The following is a 17,088-nucleotide window of genomic DNA, read 5'->3' as shown; positions in this document are numbered from 1 at the left end:
TTCCGCAGCAAAAAAGCCGTCTCCCGAACAGTTGGGAGACGGCTGCCATAGGAAAAATCAATTACAGATGAACATCGGGATCGAGTATTTGAGCGCTCACGCGCATGGATGACGCCAGGTTTTGGAACGTTTCCAGCCGCAGGCTGTCGATCTGCCCGGCGTCCTCGGCCTCGCGAACGGCGCAGCCCGGCTCATGGGTATGTGTGCAATCGCCAAACCGGCACGCGCGCGATGCCTCGACAATCTCGGGGAAGGCGCGCGCCAGACCCCGCTCGTGACCCACGAGCGGTAGACTGCGCAGGCCCGGGGCATCGGCGATCACGCCGGCGTCGCCCGGCAGCGCCACCATCACGCGCGCGACGGTTGTGTGACGGCCCTGGTCGTCGCGTTCGCGCACACCGCCGGTCGCCAACGTATCGTGGCCCAGCAGTGCATTGAGCAGCGTCGACTTGCCGGCACCCGACTCGCCCAGAATCATGGCGCAGCTCCCGGCAGGCACGCAGGCACGGACCTCGTCCAGGCCGCGGCCCTCGGCAGAGGACGTCACGATCACGCTCACGTCCGGACCCACCAGGCGGCGCACGCGGTCCAGATCGCGCTCGAGCTCCTCGGCATCGCAGCGGTCAGCTTTGGTGAGCACCACCACCGGCTCGGCATCGCAGTCGAGCGCCAACACCAGCGAGCGCGCCACGCGGTCGAGCAGCACCTCACCGGCACCGAGCGCCTGCACGATTAGCACGCTATCCACGTTGGAGCAGAGCACCTGGCGCTCTCCACGGGCACGGCCGCGCCAACGCTCAAAGCTCGTACGGCGCGGCAGCACGCACTCAATCACGCCCATATCGTGCCCGGGAGCGCGGCGCACCGCCACACGGTCGCCCACGGCAGGCAACAAGACCTCGTCCTCGCCGCGCGACTTGGCAAACCCCACGGCATGCTCGGCGCGAAAGGCGTCGTCGGCAGTGGCCACCAGCGGAAACCCGCGATCCAGGCGAATAACGGCACCCAGCCGCATCTGCTCGGGCTCCTCAGCATGTGCGCAAAAGTCGTCAAATGCCGCCTGCTGAGCCCCATCGACCGGCAGGTCATCAAACGCCGGAACGTCCTGCAGCGCGTCAAGCCCCGGTACGCTCGCCAACAACTCCTCGGCAGACGCGGGGGCCTCGGTCGCAAGCTTCCGACGACGATCGCGCTTAGCCCGCGCCCCCGTCGTCTTTTTCTTCGCCTTAGCCTTAGCCTTGCCCACAAGCGCCTCCCAGCACCACAAATCACAACTGAGCAGGTATTTTAAATCAAAAAGAGCTGGCCGGGCAAAGCCCTAAATCAAAAAGAGCCGGTCGAGCAAACGCTCGATCGGCTCACAAACTTTCCCTCAGCTTACGGTCCCGAGAGGTTGTCCGAAGGCCCGACCGCCGAGAGGGGTTTCTTCTGAGCGATCCCGCAGCGCGAAGCGCGAGGACCAGCGAAGAAGAAACCCCGCAGGCGGTCGGGCCGGTGGGAAGGATGGCCTTTCGACCTACTCTTTCTCCACAGCGCGCATGATCGCCTTGTAGATCTCCATAAGCGGGATGATCAGGAAGGCCAGACCCAGCGCGGCAAGAACGCCCTTGAGCTCAAGCGTCACAGGGCCGAAGAACATCTCGGCAAGCGTCGGCTGCACGGTCACGATCACCGTCAGCACCAGTGCCAGCGCGGCGGAAGCCCACAGCCACTTGTTCTCCTTCTTCATGGTGAACAGCGACGCACGACGGCTGCGCATATTGAAGCAGTGGAAAATCTCGACCATGTTGAGCGTGATGAACGCCATCATCACGCCTTCCTCGTCGGCATTGCCGGCGATCATATCGGCGATGTGGATGTAGCCCATGTCAAAGTACACGCCCACAAAGAAGCTCGCCAGCACCAGCACGGTGATGATCAGGCCCTGGACCACGCAGTCCAGACCCATATGTCCGGCAAAGACGCCGTCCTTGGCGTTGCGCGGCTTGCGCTTCATGATGTCGCCCTCGGCATCCTCCATGCCCAGCGCGAGCGCGGGGAAGCAGTCGGTGACCAGGTTCACCCACAGCAGCTGCACCGGCTGAAAGATGGTAAAGCCGATGAGCGTGGCGATAAACACCGAGAACACCTCGGCAAGGTTGGCCGAAAGCAGGAACTGGATGACCTTGCGGATGTTGTCGTAGATGCGACGGCCCTCTTCGCAGGCACCGATGATGGTAGCGAAATTGTCGTCGGCGAGCACCATGTCGGCGACGTTCTTGGTGACGTCGGTACCAGTAATGCCCATGCCCACGCCGATGTCGGCGCGCTTGATGGACGGGGCGTCGTTGACGCCGTCGCCCGTCATGGCCACGATCTGGTCGCGCGACTTCCAGGCCTCGACGATGCGTGTCTTGTGCTCGGGCTGGACGCGGGCGTACACGCCGTAGTCCTCGATGTGCGCGTCGAGTTCCTCGTCGCTCATGCGATCGAGGTCGGCACCGGTGATGGCATGGCTGCGATCGGTGACGATGCCCAGCTGCTTGGCGATGGCCACGGCGGTGTCGATGTGGTCGCCCGTGATCATGACGGTGCGGATACCGGCATCGTGGGCCTCGCGGATGGCGTCGGCGACCTCGGGGCGGACCGGGTCAATCATGCCGGACAGGCCGCAGAAGACCAGGTCGTGCTCGAGCGCGGCGGGGCTGCAGTCGCTCGGGACCTCGGTGTAGGTGCGGCTTGCCAGCGCCAGTACGCGCAGGGCCTCGTCGGCCATGGCCTTGTTGGCGGCCACGAGCTCGGCGCGACGCTCCTCGGTCAGGGGGACGACCTTATCGCCCTCGTAGATATGGGTGCACAGGCCGATCACCACGTCGGGCGCGCCCTTGGTGTACTGCTCATACTCGCCGTCCAGGGTCTCGACGACCACGGACATCATCTTGCGGCCCGAGTCGAACGGGGCCTCGCCCACGCGCGGGTGCTCGGCAGTCAGGCCAGTAAGACCAGCCTTGCCGGCATCGTTGACGAGCGCGCACTCAGTCGGCTCGCCCACGGCCTCGCCCAGGTCATCGTCCCACTGGGCATCGGAACACAGCGCCATGCCGGCCAAGAACTTCTCCTTGGGCGCAGCGAGCTCGTGCTTGACGACGGTCATCTTGTTTTGGGTAAGGGTACCGGTCTTGTCGGAGCAGATGGTCTGCGTGCAGCCGAGAGTCTCGACGGCAGAGAGCTTGCGGATGATTGCCTGGCGCTTGGCCATCTTGGTCACGCCAAGCGATAGCACGATGGTCACGACGGCGACCAGGCCCTCGGGGATGGCAGCGACGGCGAGCGAGACGGCGACCATAAAGGTGTCGAGCAGGGCGGTCGGGTCGGTGAGGACGTTGCCCACGCCGTGGCGGATGATGTCGACGCCAAAGATGACGACGCAGATGACGATAACCATGATGGTGAGGATGCGGCTGAGCTCGGCAAGCTTCACCTGCAGCGGCGTGAGCTCTTCCTTGGCCTCGGCCAGGGCGCCGGCGATCTTACCCATCTCGGTGTTCATGCCGGTGCCGGCCACGACGGCGCGGCCGCGGCCGTATACCACGGTGGAACCCATGTAGCACATGTTCTTGCGGTCGCCGAGCGGCACGTCGTCGGTGCCGGCGGCGAGCTCAATCACGTTGGCATGCTTCTCGACGGGCACGGACTCGCCGGTAAGGGCGGCCTCCTCGATCTTCATCGTGGCGCTCTCGAGCACGCGGCAGTCGGCCGGGACGGAGTCGCCCGCCTCGAGCATGATCACGTCACCGGGCACGAGCTCGGCGCTCGGCAGGTGCACGAGCTTGCCGTCGCGCAGAACCTTGGACTGCGCGGCGCTCATCTCCTGCAATGCCTCGAGAGCTTCCTCGCTTTTAGCCTCCTGGACCACGCCCAGCACCGAGTTGACGATAACGACGAACATGATGATGGCGACATCGGCAAAGTCCGCCTCGCCCTTGACCATGCCCGTGAGTGCACTGATGACGGCGGCAACGATCAGCATGATGACCATGGGGTCGGCCATCTGCTCAAAGAAGCGCTTCCACAACGGCGTCTTCTCGGCTTCCTCAAGCTTGTTAGGGCCTGTCTTGGCGAGGCGCGACGACGCCTCGTCGCTGCTCAGGCCGAGGTTCTCATCGACACCTTGGTCGCTGAGTACCTCCGCCGCGGCGGACAGGTATTCCTTTTGCATATAGAGTCCCCTCCTGGGATTCGGGCCACTCAGCAGATTGATGCCCGATCATAATTCCCAGGAGAAGGGCAAGGGCTCATCAAGGCTGCCGTGCTGAGCGGCAGTTGATAGTGGAGCTATGGTACCCCAAAGCAACGCGTCTAGCCAAAACAATCCATTTGGAAATAGGGTCCATTCGCAACGATGCAGACCGTATGATGTTCAACATTGATAAAACGTTTTTTCTTCGGTGCATCATCAAACTGAAATATCGCCCAGATAGCAGCGGTTAGAACGGTTGGTAAAGTTTTTGCATATACCGTTTTTTCGCAAAAAATGAACTTCTAATTCGGCATACGGTCGATTTTTTGGGGTATTCGGTCGGCATTTCGTTATAATCATCTCAGTTTTATTTCTTATGGTTTATCTATCAGCGCAAGACGATGTCAGATGGAGGTCTGAATGTACAAGCGCACCAAGATTGTATGCACCATGGGTCCCGCCTGCGATAGCGACGAGACCATCCGCGAGATGATCAAGGCGGGCATGAACGTCGCCCGTTTTAACTTCTCGCACGGATCCTACGACGAGCACCACGGTCGCATCGAGCGCGTCCGTCGTATTTCCAAGGAGCTCGGTCTGCCCGTCGGCATCCTGCTCGACACCAAGGGCCCCGAGGTCCGCACCGGCCTTCTGGTCGACGGCAAGAAGGTCGCCGTCAAGACCGGCGACAAGATTGTCGTCACCGCTCAGCCCACGTCCGAGGATTTCCACGGCACCTCTGAGCACATCTCCCTCGACTACCTGGCTCTGCCCTCCGAGGTCGAGAAGGGCTCCCTTATCCTAATCGACGACGGCCTGGTTGCCCTCGAGGTCGAGTCCGTCGACGGCCAGGACATGACCTGTGTCGTTAAGAACGACGGCCTGATCGGCGAGCGCAAGGGCGTCAACATGCCCAACGTCAACATCTCGTTGCCCGCTATCACCGAGCGCGATCGTCAGGACATCCTCTTTGGCCTGACCGAGAACATCGACTACATCGCCGCTTCCTTCATCCGTGACGGCGAGTCCGTCCGCGGCATCCGCGAGCTTTGCCGCGAGAACGGTGGCGAGCACGTGACGATCTTCCCGAAGATCGAGTGCGCCCTGGGCGTCGAGAACTTCGACGAGATCCTCGAGGCTTCCGACGGCATCATGGTCGCCCGTGGCGACCTGGGCATCGAGATCAAGCCCGAGCTCGTTCCGCACATCCAGAAGGAGATCATCGCCAAGTGCAACGCGGCCTACAAGCCCGTTATCACCGCTACGCAGATGCTCGACTCCATGCAGCAAAACCCGCGCCCGACGCGCGCCGAGGTTGCCGACGTTGCTAACGCCATCTACGACGGCACCGACGCCGTTATGCTGTCCGGCGAGTCCGCTGCCGGTAAGTACCCGGTCGAGGCCGTCAAGATGCAGGCCAGCATCGCTCTCGAGACCGAGAAGTACCTCCCGGCTCACGCTCCGCTCGAGGTTCCGGCTGACGCTCACGGCACCCGCGTCGTCAACAACGTTGTGGGTATGTCCGCTGTGAACATGGCCACCACCGTTGGCGCCAAGTGCATCACCGTGCCGACGACCACCGGTCGTACCGCTCGCCTGATCTCGCACTTCCGTCCCAACATGCCGATCTGCGCGTTCTCCCGCCACGAGTGGGCCGTCCAGCAGATGATCATGTACTGGGGCGTCATCCCGCACCAGGCCGAGATTACCCAGGGCACCGTCAACGGCACGATCGTCAAGGCGATCGAGACCGCTAAGGAGCTCGGCTACGTCAAGACTGGCGATTTGACCGTCGCTACCGCCGGCGATCCCCGCATGAGCGTCCAGCTCGAGGACAAGGTCTCCTCGACCAACGTCGCTTACGTCGCTCAGGTGCGCTAAATCGCACTTGCAAGCAGATTTGCATTGCAAAGGGTCCGGAAGGCTTCGCCTTCCGGACCCTTTTTCTGTGCCAATGCCGGCGCACGGCAAAACACGCACTCATTTCTTTACCAAAAGCGCGAAATCCACCCTTCGAGGCCCAAAAAATATAGCTCAGGCGCTAGAAGTGTTCACCCGGTGGCAAGACCACACCTCACGCAGGGCTGATAAATCGTTTTAGCAAGAACCAAATCGACCTGGTTTTCGGAAGTATGCGGCAAAATCTGGAACCTCCGAGCACACCCTGTTTTTTTCGCAACAAAATGCCTGATAAACTAGCCTCAAAAGCCAGGTCTGCTCATAGGGTTCAGATTTTGCCGCATACCTCCGGATTGACGCTGGCATCACTCGCTTCAAAGAGATGATTTCGGCCAGGAGGGCATTATGGACCTGACGCTTTGTGGGCAATCCGCCTTTAACTACTACCGCATCCCGCCGCAGGTATTAGGCCTTTACCCCGCCATTAGCCTTGGCAATATGGATCGCAGATGTTGCGGCCTCGGAAGTCATGCAGTTGTAAAAGACCTGCTTCACGCACCGCTTCACAGGCTTGTATTCACTCGGGCACAATCCGGGTCGCGAAGCCTGTTTAAATCGCACCTCCTGACCCAAGAACCACCTCCCGGGTCGTTTAGGCAGACTGAACATGGATTTGATGTCACGTCGCCCGAGTTTACGCTGCTCAGCCTTGCTACGCAGGTCTCACGCAACCAGTTACTCATGGCTTGCTACGAGATGTGCAGCTCCTTTGCAGTATTTAAGCCCTGCGAGCGAACACAACAACAACTCGATGAAGCTATTTCGCTTAAGCTCATTCCACCCAACTGCGGCTGGGAGCGTGTTGTCGACACCAAGGGCAATGGCACTAACCTGTGGAAGCGCACGCCGCTTCTTTCCGCAGCGGATATCGCCACGTTCGCCAAGCAGGCCGCAGGCCTGCGCGGCGTTAAACAACTGCGCTGGACAGCCGAGCACATGACGGGGCAAACTGCCTCGCCCTTCGAAGTACAGACCTCCATGCTTGTCTCGCTCCCCCGCGACGAGGGCGGCATGGGCATCAACATCGCAAACAACGTGCGCATCCTACTCAGCGACGCCGCGCGCTCACTGTATTACAAAACCTGCTGCTACGCCGATATCCTCATCGAAAGTGCCACCAACAGCATGGGCGTCATTCTGGAATGCCAAGGCCGCTCCGCCCATGACAACGAAGCCGCAAGCCTCTCCGATGCCGAGCGCACCACCGCCCTCACAAGCATGGGCTATGACGTTATCCAGATAACCTATGAGCAAATCAAGGACAAGAAGAGCTTTGATAGCATCGCCGAGCTCATTCATAAAAAGGCGGGGCTCCCCTACATCCCAAAGACCGATCAGGAACGCACCACCGAAGATGCCCTGCGGCGGGAGCTGTTGGTCAATTGGGATGAACTGTTCTCCGTTAAGCCGGCCGGCTAGCAGCTAGCGATCAGAGGGACTGCGGGAACGTCAGAAGCAGCAACGCGAGCCGCAAAGCCCGCCTCGGTCAGCTCGACGACCTCGGTAAACGTTGCGTCAAAGAACTCCTCGGTCAGCAGGCGGTACGGCGGATGATCGGGCTCGCCGGGGTTTTCGCGCACGATCTCGTGCATGACGCCGATGGTCTTGAGCACATACTCCTTATGGATGGGATACTGCCCAAAACGCGTCGCAGCGGTATACAGGCGATCGGTCGCACGCGGGATGGAAACAATGCCCAGCGTCTTGCCAAACCAGTCAAAGTCGCCTTGCTTTTTAATGCGGAACTCCTCGCACGGCTTGCCGCCGTGCGCCTCCAGGTACTGATTCACGCGCGTATTCCATACGGTATCGGCCACCAGATGCGACCAGACACCCAGTGTCAAATCGAGCAACGACTGCGCCACATCTTCGGACGCAAGCGAGAACTCACGAGCGCCGGGACCGACAACCGGCTCAGCATCCCTGTAGCGCTGGGGATAGTGCACGCGATTCAGTCGCTCGCGCTCCTCGATAATCGAGGTCGCCGCGGCTGGCGCACCGGTGGGCGAACTTTTAAGCAACGGTGCCACATAGGTATCCCAGAACTCGTGCTCACGCGGCTTAGGGATAGGCTCGGGCTTGGCAAAGTGCGTAATGCGGTACGGGATGGGATCGGCGATGCCAGGGACCATATAGCCCACGAAAATATCCGGAACCACGCAGCCAAACAAAAAGGCATTGCGGTCGCGCACGCTCTTGGCAAGCGCACCGGTGCGCTCCAGCAAACGCTCCGTCTGAGCGATATGAATGTTCCAGCTTGGCATAGCCACCCCCATAAAAAACCTGGATAACTATACCATCACGGCAAAGCCGCGCGGGCGGCTACGCACGCTCTACGCAGCAACTATTCCGCAGCGCCGCTCTCGGTTCCATACGACGACACCGGCGCCTCGACCACATGGTGATATCGATCGATATAGATGGCGCGGGCACCCAGGCGCCGCACCAAATCCTGATGATGTGTGCTCATCAAGACCGTCTTACCCGCCGCGACGTAGGCCAGCAAGAAGTTGACCACGATGTCGCATGAATCCTCGTCGAGCCCATTGGTAGGCTCGTCAAGGACCAAGATATCCGGGTTCATCGACACCACCGCAGCCAGCGCAACGCGCTTCTTTTGCCCGCCCGAGAGCTGATAGGGAGAGGCGTCGGCAAGGTCGGCAACCTGGAACAACCCCATGGCATCGCTCACGCGGCGCTCGAGCTCGTCTGCCGGCAGCCCCATCTGCGCGGGACCAAAAGCAACTTCCTCGCCCACCGTGGCGCAGAACAGCTGGGCATCGGCGTTTTGGAACACGAAGCCCACGCGCTGGTGGAACTTCTGAGCAGCAGCAGAATCCTTCAGATACGCCGCATCGACCACGCGTCCGTCAAACAGGTATGCCCCTGCGTTCGCGAGTTCAAGGCCGTTAATAAGGCGCATAATCGTCGTCTTACCGCAGCCGTTGGGACCAAGCAGGGCAACGAGTTCACCACGATCGACCTGCAGCGACACACCATCGACAACCGTATGACCCGTATAGGAAAACACCACGTCGCGCAACTCAATAAGCGGCGTGTCCTCGGCGCCGCCCACACCGTTCGTGCCCGCCGCACTATTCATATCGATCGTCAAAACGTCGCCCTTCCCTATTTGCATCCCCAGCCAGAACCAGCAGCGCCTACAGCACGGCGCACAACACTGCCAGCAGCGCCACGCCGGCCGCATAGACCGCATCGCGCCAGCCAAAGCCGCTCCGCGCGGGAGCCGGATACGCGCCGGCAAAGCCGCGGCAGAGCATGGCCTCGTCCATCGCGCGGCTGCATTCCATCGCCTTGATAAAGGTCATGCCCATGATACCCGCGATCGAATCGGTACGCGAAAATCCCTCAGGCGCACGGCCAACGCTGCGCAGCATGACCGATTCGCACAGATCGTGCGCCGTGCGACCCAGCACCTCAATGTGCTTGAGCGCCATATCAAACGTAAAGATGACCTCGTCGGGTAGATGCAGCATCTTGAGCGCCGCCGACATGCGGCTCCAGGTAAGCGTCCACGAAACGCCCAGCACCAGCGACACATTAATGAAGGTCTTGAGCGCGATCTTGAGCATGGCGCCCGTGGCAGACGCGCCCAGCAGCAGGGCAGGCAATGCCAGAACCACCGCAAGCCCCGTGGCGCCGAGCGCCGGTACAATGGTCGCACGCAGCCCGCGTGCGGGGCGCACCGCGACCAGCACCAGCGCGATAGCCGCCATCAACATGAGGTACAGCGGGCTCTGCGTCAGACACACGCACAGGACGCAGACGAACATCCCCACCAGGCGCACCGGAGCCGAAACGCAAGAAAGGGCGCGGTCGACCATCGACCCGCCCTCGTGCGCGCCCCCACCCAGGCGAACCCGCTCAAGCAGGCTCGCCAGGTGCAGGACATTCTTTTGCATCACGCGATGCCGAGCCCCCACGGGCTCGTAACGCTGCTCGACCGCAAGCCAGCTAGGCAGCTCGGCTATTGCCATGAGCACCGCTTTCCTTAACCGTCAGCGAGATCAGACGGAATGCGATGGTGAGCACCGCCACGCCAATCACGCCGGACAGGATATACATGGCAGCCTGGCCGGCAAAGCCAAGGCCCTGCTCCTCGGAATAGGCCTGCAGATAATCGCCCGTGGGCAGAGCGTCGGCAAAGGTCGGGGTGTCGAGGCCGACCGAAGCCTGCAGACTGTCGTCACCAGCCTCCTGAACGGCGGTCGCGGCGCCCTCAGCGTCCCACTCGCCCCAGGCGTCACCCGTGGCCAGCAGGCCCAGCGGCGTGGCCACGACAAGCACGGCGACCAGGATGAACGTGGGGACCAGCGAGGTCTTCTTGGCGGTTGCGCCCTCGGTCTCAAGCAGGCCGTCGGAAGCCTCGGGGCCGACGATAATGCTCGGCGCCGTCTTCTTGATAAAACCGTAGATGGCGGCCGTCGCTACGCCCTCGACCACGCCGGCAACCAGCATATGTGGGATCAACATGGCCGGAATAGCCACGGACAGCGGGAAGGGGCAGTACAGCGGCGCGCCCGAAGCGTTGGTAAAGAGCATCGGCTGAATACCAAACTCGATTGCCGCGCACAGGGCCGCCAGGCACAGGCCGACCCAGCCGCTTACGATGGCCGAAACCGAGGTGCCCCAGCTTTTGTCGTGCAAACGGCTGTTGAGCGCACGGAACACGATAGCAGCGGCAAACGGCAGCACGAAGGCCATGTTAAAGCAGTTGGCGCCAAAGGACAGGATGCCGCCGTCGCCAAACAGCAGCGCCTGCAGCGCCAGCGCGACCGAGACAGCGATAGCCGCGGCCTCCGGGCCCAGCAACAGCGCGATGAGCGCGCCGCCGACGGCGTGACCAGTGGTGCCGCCGGGCAGCGGCACGTTGAACATCATGAGCAAGAAGGAGAACGCGGCGCAGATGCCCAGGAAAGCCATGTGCTTGCGATCGAGCGTGGCGCGCACCTTCTTGATGCAGTGGACCCAAACGGGCACCATCGCCACCGCCATGACGGCATCGGTCTGCGGGGACAGATAATTATCTGGAATGTGCATGCACGCCTCCCGGTTATCGGCGCACGGAATTGCAACGCCGTTTGAATCACCTTTCCAGTGTTACGTAATGTCAGATTCGTAACACGACGCGGGCTATCATAGCAAAACGGCGCACTGCCGACAAAGCAGCACGCCGTTATGTAATGCGCGTGTCATATATGCAGGCTCAACGGTGCCTTATACCGGGCATAGCAGTCACGTAGGACTCGGCAGCAGCCACCGCTGACCCATACCCCAGCGCAGGACCTAGCCGCGGACCTCGCCGTTTACGCCCTTGCACACCTTGGTGACGATCTTCTGGTGCGCTTTTTCGACCTCTTCGCTGGTGAGCGTGTGGTCGTCGGAGCGATACGTAAGCGCAAAGGCCATGGACTTCTTGCCCGCACCGATACGGATGGGATCGCGGTAGACGTCGAACAGGCGCACGCCCTCGAGCAGCTTGCCGCCGGCGCTGGTAATACGGCGCTCAAGATCCTCGCAGGTCACAGCGTTGTCGACCACGATAGCAAGGTCGTGTTCAACAGCCGGGTACTGCGAGAACTCGCGGTAGTTCTCCTGGTTGCGGGCACCCTTGATCAGCTTGTCCAGATCGAGCTCAAAGGCAACGACAACCTCATCGATGCCCATCGCCTCGCGCGCCTTGGGGTGAATCTCGCCGACCCAGCCCAGCACGGTGCCGCCGGACAGAACCTCGGCCGCACGACCCGGCTGCAAGAAAGCGTAGCCCTCGCCCTCGACGGGACGGAAGCGAACCTTCTCGATGCGCAGCTGGGCGAGCAGTTCCTCGACAATGCCCTTACCAAAGAAGAAGCGCAGCTTGCGGTACTTCATGCTCCAAGACTGCTCGCTCCACTGGCCCGAGAGCACACCCGCCACGGACTTGGTCTCCTTGGGCAGGCTGGCGTTCTCGCGACCGTGGAACAGGCTGCCGACCTCGTACAGATGCACGTTGGGCGTGCCGTGGGCCTCGTTATAGGCCACGGATTGCAGCAGGCCCGGCAGCAGCGAACGACGCATCTCGGTCTGCTCGGCCACCAGCGGGTTCATGAGAACCATGGGGCAGCCGCGGCCCTCGGTGGACATGCCAATCTTCTCCAGGTCGCCCGGGGCGGCAAAGCCAAAGGTCGTGGTCTCGTTGAGGCCACAGGCGCGCAGGATCTCGCCAACCTTGCGGGTAAGCTTCTGCTCGCGCGTCAGACCACCGATGTGGTTCTTGGCAGCCGGAATGGTCGCCGTGACGCGACCCATGCCCCATAGGCGCAGGACCTCCTCGATCAGGTCGATCTCACGCGGCAGGTCGGGACGGAAGCTCGGCGGCGTGACCATAAAGTCCTCGCCGTCGCGCTCGACGGTGCAGCCCAGGCGGGTGAGCGAGCGCTCGATAAAGTCGGGCTCGATGTCGGCACCGCAGATGGCGTGCACGCGGGCCAGGCGCAGCTTGATGCTGTCGATGGTCTTGGGCGCGGGGAACACGTCCACATAGCCGGGGGCGACCTCGCCGCCGGCGATCTCCTCGATAAGCGCGCACGTCACATTGGCGACGTCCACGCAGCCGGTCTCGTCGACCTGGCGCTCAAAGCGGATGGAGGCGTCGGAGATCAGCGACAGGTCACGGCTGGTGTGCGAGGTGCGGCCGGCATTGAAGCAGGCGCTCTCGACCATCACATCGACGGTATCGTCCTCGATCTCGGAATCCATGCCGCCCATGACGCCGGCCAACGCCACAGGGCGCTCGCCGTCGGTGATGAGGCCCATGCCGGCGTCGAGCGTGCGCTCCTCGCCATCGAGCGTCGTGAACTTCTCATCCTGCTGGGCGGCGCGAACCACAACGCGACGATGGCCATCGCGCTCGGCAAAGGTGTCGAGGTCAAAGGCGTGCAGCGGCTGGCCGGTGAGCATCATCACGTAGTTGGTGATGTCGACGATGTTGTTGTGCGGGCGCACGCCCAGGGCGTTGAGGCGCTTGACCATCCAGTCGGGCGACGGACCGACCTTCACGTTGCGCACGATGCGGGCAACGTAGCGGTCGCACAGGCCCTCGTCGGCAATCTCGACGGAAAGCTCGTCGTCGGTCGCGCGGCCGGTCTCGGCCTTGATGGCGGGCAGCTCAACGTGGAAATCTCGATCGAAGATGGCGCCGGTCTCGCGGGCCATGCCGATCATGGACAGGCAGTCGGGACGATTGGGCGTGATCTCGCAGTCGAGCACGGTGTCGCTCGAGCCCACGTACTCGGCAAACGGCATGCCGCAGGGCGTATCCTCGGGCAGGATCATAATGCCGGAGTGGTCGCCGCCCAGGCCGAGCTCGCGCGCGGAGCAGTTCATGCCCATGGACACGACGCCGCGAAGCTTGCTCTTCTTGATCTTGACGTCGCCGGGCAGGACAGCGCCGATCATGGCCGTGACGATGTGGTCGCCGGCCTCGAAGTTCTGCGCGCCGCAGACGATCTGCAGCGGGGCGGGGTTGCCGTCGGCGTCGAGGTTCTTGTCACCCACGTCGACCGAGCACACATACATGTGGTCGCTATCGGGGTGCGGGATCTTGGTGAGCACCTTGGCGGTCACCACGTGGTCGAAGGACTCGCCCACGGTGTCGATCGCCTCGACCTCGGTGCCGGTACGGATATATTCGTCCGAAAGGGTCTTGGGATCCTCCGGAATATCGATCATGGTCTTGAGCCAGTCGTAAGAAACGCGCATCTAACTGGTCTCCTTTCATAAATGCGGCTTTGAGCCGGAAACTGCAACTAAGAAGAAAGCGTTCTAGAACTGGTTCAAGAACCTCATGTCACCAGTCATCAACGTTCGCAGGTCGGGCAGGTCGTAGCGCAGTGCCGCGACGCGCTCGGCGCCAATACCAAAGGCGAAGCCGGTGTACTTCTCGGGGTCGATGCCGCAGTTGATCAGGACGTTGGGGTCGACCATGCCGCAGCCCAGGATCTCGATCCAGCCGCTGTGCTTGCAGAAGTTGCAGCCCTTGCCGCCGCAGACGTGGCAGCTCACGTCCACCTCGCAGCTAGGCTCGGTGAAGGGGAAGAAGTGCGGACGGTAGCGCGTCTTGCGGTCCTCGCCAAACATGCACTTAACAAAGTAGTCGAGCGTGCCCTTCAGGTCGCCAAAGGTGATACCCTCGTCGACGACCAGGCCCTCGATCTGGTTGAACTGCGGCAGGTGGCAGGCGTCGGCCGTATCGGGACGGTAGACGGTGCCCGGGCAGATCATGTAGATGGGCGGCTTCTGCGACTCCATGGTGTGGATCTGTACGCCCGAGGTCTGGGTGCGCAGCAGCACGTCGGACTCGCCATGGGCGTGAGCCTCGGGGTGCGCGACGCTGCCGGGGTTGTTATCGACCACGTAGAAGGTATCGCGGGCCGAGCGGCTCGGGTGATCCATGGGGGCGTTGAGCGCAGTGAAGTTGTAGTAGGAAGTATCGACCATGGGGCCGGACTCGACGGTGTAGCCGATGCCGCAGAAGATGTCCTCGGCCTCCTCGATGATCTGCTTGATCAGGTGCTGGTGACCGATCTGCGGACGGATGCCCGGCAGCGTGATGTCGACGGCCTCGTGCTCGAGTGCGTGCTTGAGGGCGGCGGCCTTCATCTCGGTGGTGCGCTCGTCGAGCATGCCCTCGATCAGCTGGCGCATCTCGTTGGCGCGCTTGCCCATCATGGGACGATCCTCGGGGGCGAGTTTGCCCATCATGCGCATCAGGCCGGTGATACGGCCTTTGCGACCGAGCAGCTCAACGCGCGCAGCCTCGAGCTTGGCGGCGTCGTCGGCGCTAGTGACGAGCTCCTTGGCCTCTTCCTCGAGTTTGACCAGATCATCAATCAGACTCATGTCTTCCCTTTCGTCTCTCGCGTTCCCCGCTTGCCGAGGCGGCTGCCGCCGTCTGACGTTGCGAAAACGCGGCCCGGTTCGGTAACAAAAAACCGCCCTCGGGCATGTACATTGCCCAAGGACGGTTGAATTCCGCGGTACCACCTTGTTTGACCCGGCGGATGTCTGGCCCGCCGTGCCCACTCTGCGCCCCTTGTCGCGAGGCTCACGGCTTCCCTACTGGAGCTTCGCTGCCACCGGCCGCGCGCCCGTTGAGGTCGCTGCTCGGGAGTGAACGCTTGGCCCTTGCCACCGCAGGAAGGCTTGCAGCCCATGACCTTCCCTCTCTTGCCGGCGACACGGCGGGCAAAACCCTCTCCGTCAACGCATTGGGCTATAGGATAACACATTTCGCGAGCGCATCGCCGCGTTCCGTTTTGTTCGCGCTGGGTACAAGGCAGGTAGCTGTGCAAACTGGCCGTGCACCCGTCTGCGGCGCTCGGCCTGCGAGATTAAGGATGCGGTATGGGAAAGAAACTCGATAAGAAGGCCAAGGCCGCCGTGGCAAAGGCTGCCAAGGGCGTCAAGGCTGCTAAAGTCGACAAGGCCGTCAAAAAGTTCCGCAAACTCGAGGGCAAGCTGTGGACTCGCGAGTACCTGCTCAAGATTGCCGAGTTCGATGGAGCGACGATTGCTCCTGCCAACGGCGCTGCCGCCCGTGCCGACGCCATGGGCACGCTTGCCGGCGAACATCACAAGCTACTGACCAGCGAGAAGTCCGTTGAGCTCGTACGCTCGTTAGCGCGCGAGACGGTTGCAGGCGGACACGTAGACGACCCGCAGCTGCTCGACGAGATCCGCGTGCTCGGCCGCGACCAGCGCGAGGCAAGCGTTATTCCTACCGAGGAGGCCGAGGCCTGGACCAGGCTCACCTGCGAGGCCGACGCCGTGTGGCACAAAGCCAAGACGGCCAACGACTGGGCGAGCTTTGAGCCCTATGTGGATAGAATCGTCGCCCAACTTAAGCATCAGGCAGAGCTCATGGATCCCAAGCGCGACCCCTACGATGTTTGGCTCGACCAGTACGAGCGCGGCCTTTCCGCCAAGAGCTTCGACGCGTTTTGCGAGGAGGTCAAGGCCACGGTCGTGCCGCTCGTGCACGCCATCGGCGAGCGCGGCCAGCAGCCCGATGCCGACTTTTTGCACGCCCGCGTGCCCGAGGCCGCCCAGCGCGCCATGAGCTTCGACCTGATGAAGCTCGTCGGCCTGAACCTGGACGACACCACGCTTGCCTTTACCGAGCACCCGTTTAGCGAGGGCTTTGCCGTGGGTGACGCGCGCATCGCGACACACATCTACGAGGACGATTGCATCTCCAACGTCTACAGCATCATCCACGAGGCGGGGCACACCATGTACGAGCTGGGCGTCAATCCCGCCTATGCGCGCACCTGCCTGGAGGGCGGCACCTCCATGGGCATCCACGAGAGCCAGAGCCGCTTCTTTGAGAACACCGTGGGCCGCAGCCGTGCCTTTATGGGACCGCTGCTCGAGGTACTGCGCCGCCATGCGCCCGAGGTCTACGGCAACGTGGACGAAGACGCGCTCTACCACGCCGTGAACATTGCGCAGCCTTCGCTGATCCGCACCGAGGCCGACGAGCTCACCTATCCGCTGCACGTTATGGTGCGCTACGAGATCGAGCGCATGCTGTTTGCCGGCGAGGCCACGGCCAAGGACATCCCCGCGCTTTGGAACCGCTTTATGGATGAGTACCTGGGCATTCCCGTTCCCGACGACACGCACGGCTGCCTACAGGATACGCACTGGAGCGGCGGCTCGTTTGGCTACTTCCCCACGTATGCGCTGGGCAGTGCCTACGATGCCATGTTTGTGCCGGCCATGTGCCGCGACGGTGTCGACCTTAACGGCGCCTGCGCGAGCGGCGACCTGACACCTGTCCGCGCCTGGCTGGGCGAGCACATTTGGCAGTGGGGCCGCGCCAAGGACGCGCCGGAGCTCATCAAGGG

At 62.2% G+C, this 17,088-nt stretch carries 11 protein-coding genes; 3 read left to right on the top strand and 8 right to left on the bottom strand.

Annotation, left to right across the window (positions count from 1 at the left end):
* Positions 1-61 precede the first annotated feature (61 nt).
* A complete protein-coding gene (rsgA, locus tag AB5405_RS04375; protein WP_438265706.1) occupies positions 62-1,015 on the bottom strand; it encodes a ribosome small subunit-dependent GTPase A in 954 nt (317 codons plus the stop codon).
* 501 nt (positions 1,016-1,516) lie between these two features.
* Entirely contained in the window at positions 1,517-4,198 is a 2,682-nt protein-coding gene (locus AB5405_RS04370; protein ID WP_368137713.1) for a cation-translocating P-type ATPase, read from the bottom strand.
* Between the two features lie 441 nt (positions 4,199-4,639).
* Between AB5405_RS04370 and pyk the strand changes: the two genes are divergently transcribed.
* Positions 4,640-6,100, top strand: a complete 1,461-nt coding sequence (gene pyk, locus AB5405_RS04365; RefSeq protein ID WP_217750949.1) for a pyruvate kinase — start codon at positions 4,640-4,642, stop codon at positions 6,098-6,100.
* A gap of 423 nt (positions 6,101-6,523) precedes the next feature.
* Positions 6,524-7,597, top strand: a complete 1,074-nt coding sequence (locus AB5405_RS04360; protein WP_368137712.1) for a putative endonuclease domain-containing protein — start codon at positions 6,524-6,526, stop codon at positions 7,595-7,597.
* Here AB5405_RS04360 and AB5405_RS04355 read toward each other — a convergent pair.
* The 6 genes from AB5405_RS04355 to pheS form a co-directional block, all read right to left on the bottom strand.
* Complete coding sequence (locus AB5405_RS04355) at positions 7,594-8,442, bottom strand: hypothetical protein (RefSeq protein ID WP_368137711.1); 849 nt, start codon at positions 8,440-8,442, stop codon at positions 7,594-7,596. The genes AB5405_RS04360 and AB5405_RS04355 overlap by 4 nt on opposite strands.
* Positions 8,443-8,522: 80 nt before the next feature.
* Positions 8,523-9,293, bottom strand: a complete 771-nt coding sequence (locus AB5405_RS04350) for an energy-coupling factor ABC transporter ATP-binding protein (protein ID WP_349076056.1) — start codon at positions 9,291-9,293, stop codon at positions 8,523-8,525.
* Between the two features lie 46 nt (positions 9,294-9,339).
* A complete protein-coding gene (locus AB5405_RS04345) occupies positions 9,340-10,176 on the bottom strand; it encodes an energy-coupling factor transporter transmembrane component T family protein (protein ID WP_368137710.1) in 837 nt (278 codons plus the stop codon).
* Entirely contained in the window at positions 10,154-11,239 is a 1,086-nt protein-coding gene (gene cbiM, locus AB5405_RS04340) for a cobalt transporter CbiM (RefSeq protein ID WP_349091099.1), read from the bottom strand. The genes AB5405_RS04345 and cbiM overlap by 23 nt, the downstream gene beginning before the upstream one ends.
* A gap of 246 nt (positions 11,240-11,485) precedes the next feature.
* Positions 11,486-13,939, bottom strand: coding sequence for a phenylalanine--tRNA ligase subunit beta (gene pheT, locus AB5405_RS04335; protein ID WP_368137709.1), 2,454 nt, complete (start codon positions 13,937-13,939; stop codon positions 11,486-11,488).
* A gap of 63 nt (positions 13,940-14,002) precedes the next feature.
* The gene (gene pheS, locus AB5405_RS04330; protein ID WP_117770495.1) at positions 14,003-15,079 is read right to left on the bottom strand and encodes a phenylalanine--tRNA ligase subunit alpha; all 1,077 of its coding nucleotides are present in this window, start codon (positions 15,077-15,079) and stop codon (positions 14,003-14,005) included.
* A 504-nt stretch (positions 15,080-15,583) separates the two neighbouring features.
* Here pheS and AB5405_RS04325 point away from each other — a divergent pair.
* Positions 15,584-17,088 (top strand): carboxypeptidase M32 (locus AB5405_RS04325; RefSeq protein ID WP_368137708.1); only part of this gene is annotated, 1,505 nt, incomplete at its 3' end.

The sequence above is a fragment of the Collinsella aerofaciens genome, assembly GCF_040920445.1.
GTDB lineage: Bacteria > Actinomycetota > Coriobacteriia > Coriobacteriales > Coriobacteriaceae > Collinsella > Collinsella aerofaciens_BH.
Note: the sequence above shows the minus strand (reverse complement) of the source record. Positions and strands in the feature narration are given on the sequence as shown.

Bases quoted from the DNA above. Each gene is read 5' to 3' on its own strand.
- rsgA (WP_438265706.1), bottom strand. From the start codon at position 1,015: ATGCGGCTGGGTGCCGTTATTCGCCTGGATCGCGGGTTTCCGCTGGTG.
- AB5405_RS04370 (WP_368137713.1), bottom strand. From the start codon at position 4,198: ATGCAAAAGGAATACCTGTCCGCCGCGGCGGAGGTACTCAGCGACCAA.
- pyk (WP_217750949.1), top strand. From the start codon at position 4,640: ATGTACAAGCGCACCAAGATTGTATGCACCATGGGTCCCGCCTGCGAT.
- AB5405_RS04360 (WP_368137712.1), top strand. From the start codon at position 6,524: ATGGACCTGACGCTTTGTGGGCAATCCGCCTTTAACTACTACCGCATC.
- AB5405_RS04355 (WP_368137711.1), bottom strand. From the start codon at position 8,442: ATGCCAAGCTGGAACATTCATATCGCTCAGACGGAGCGTTTGCTGGAG.
- AB5405_RS04345 (WP_368137710.1), bottom strand. From the start codon at position 10,176: ATGGCAATAGCCGAGCTGCCTAGCTGGCTTGCGGTCGAGCAGCGTTAC.
- cbiM (WP_349091099.1), bottom strand. From the start codon at position 11,239: ATGCACATTCCAGATAATTATCTGTCCCCGCAGACCGATGCCGTCATG.
- pheT (WP_368137709.1), bottom strand. From the start codon at position 13,939: ATGCGCGTTTCTTACGACTGGCTCAAGACCATGATCGATATTCCGGAG.
- pheS (WP_117770495.1), bottom strand. From the start codon at position 15,079: ATGAGTCTGATTGATGATCTGGTCAAACTCGAGGAAGAGGCCAAGGAG.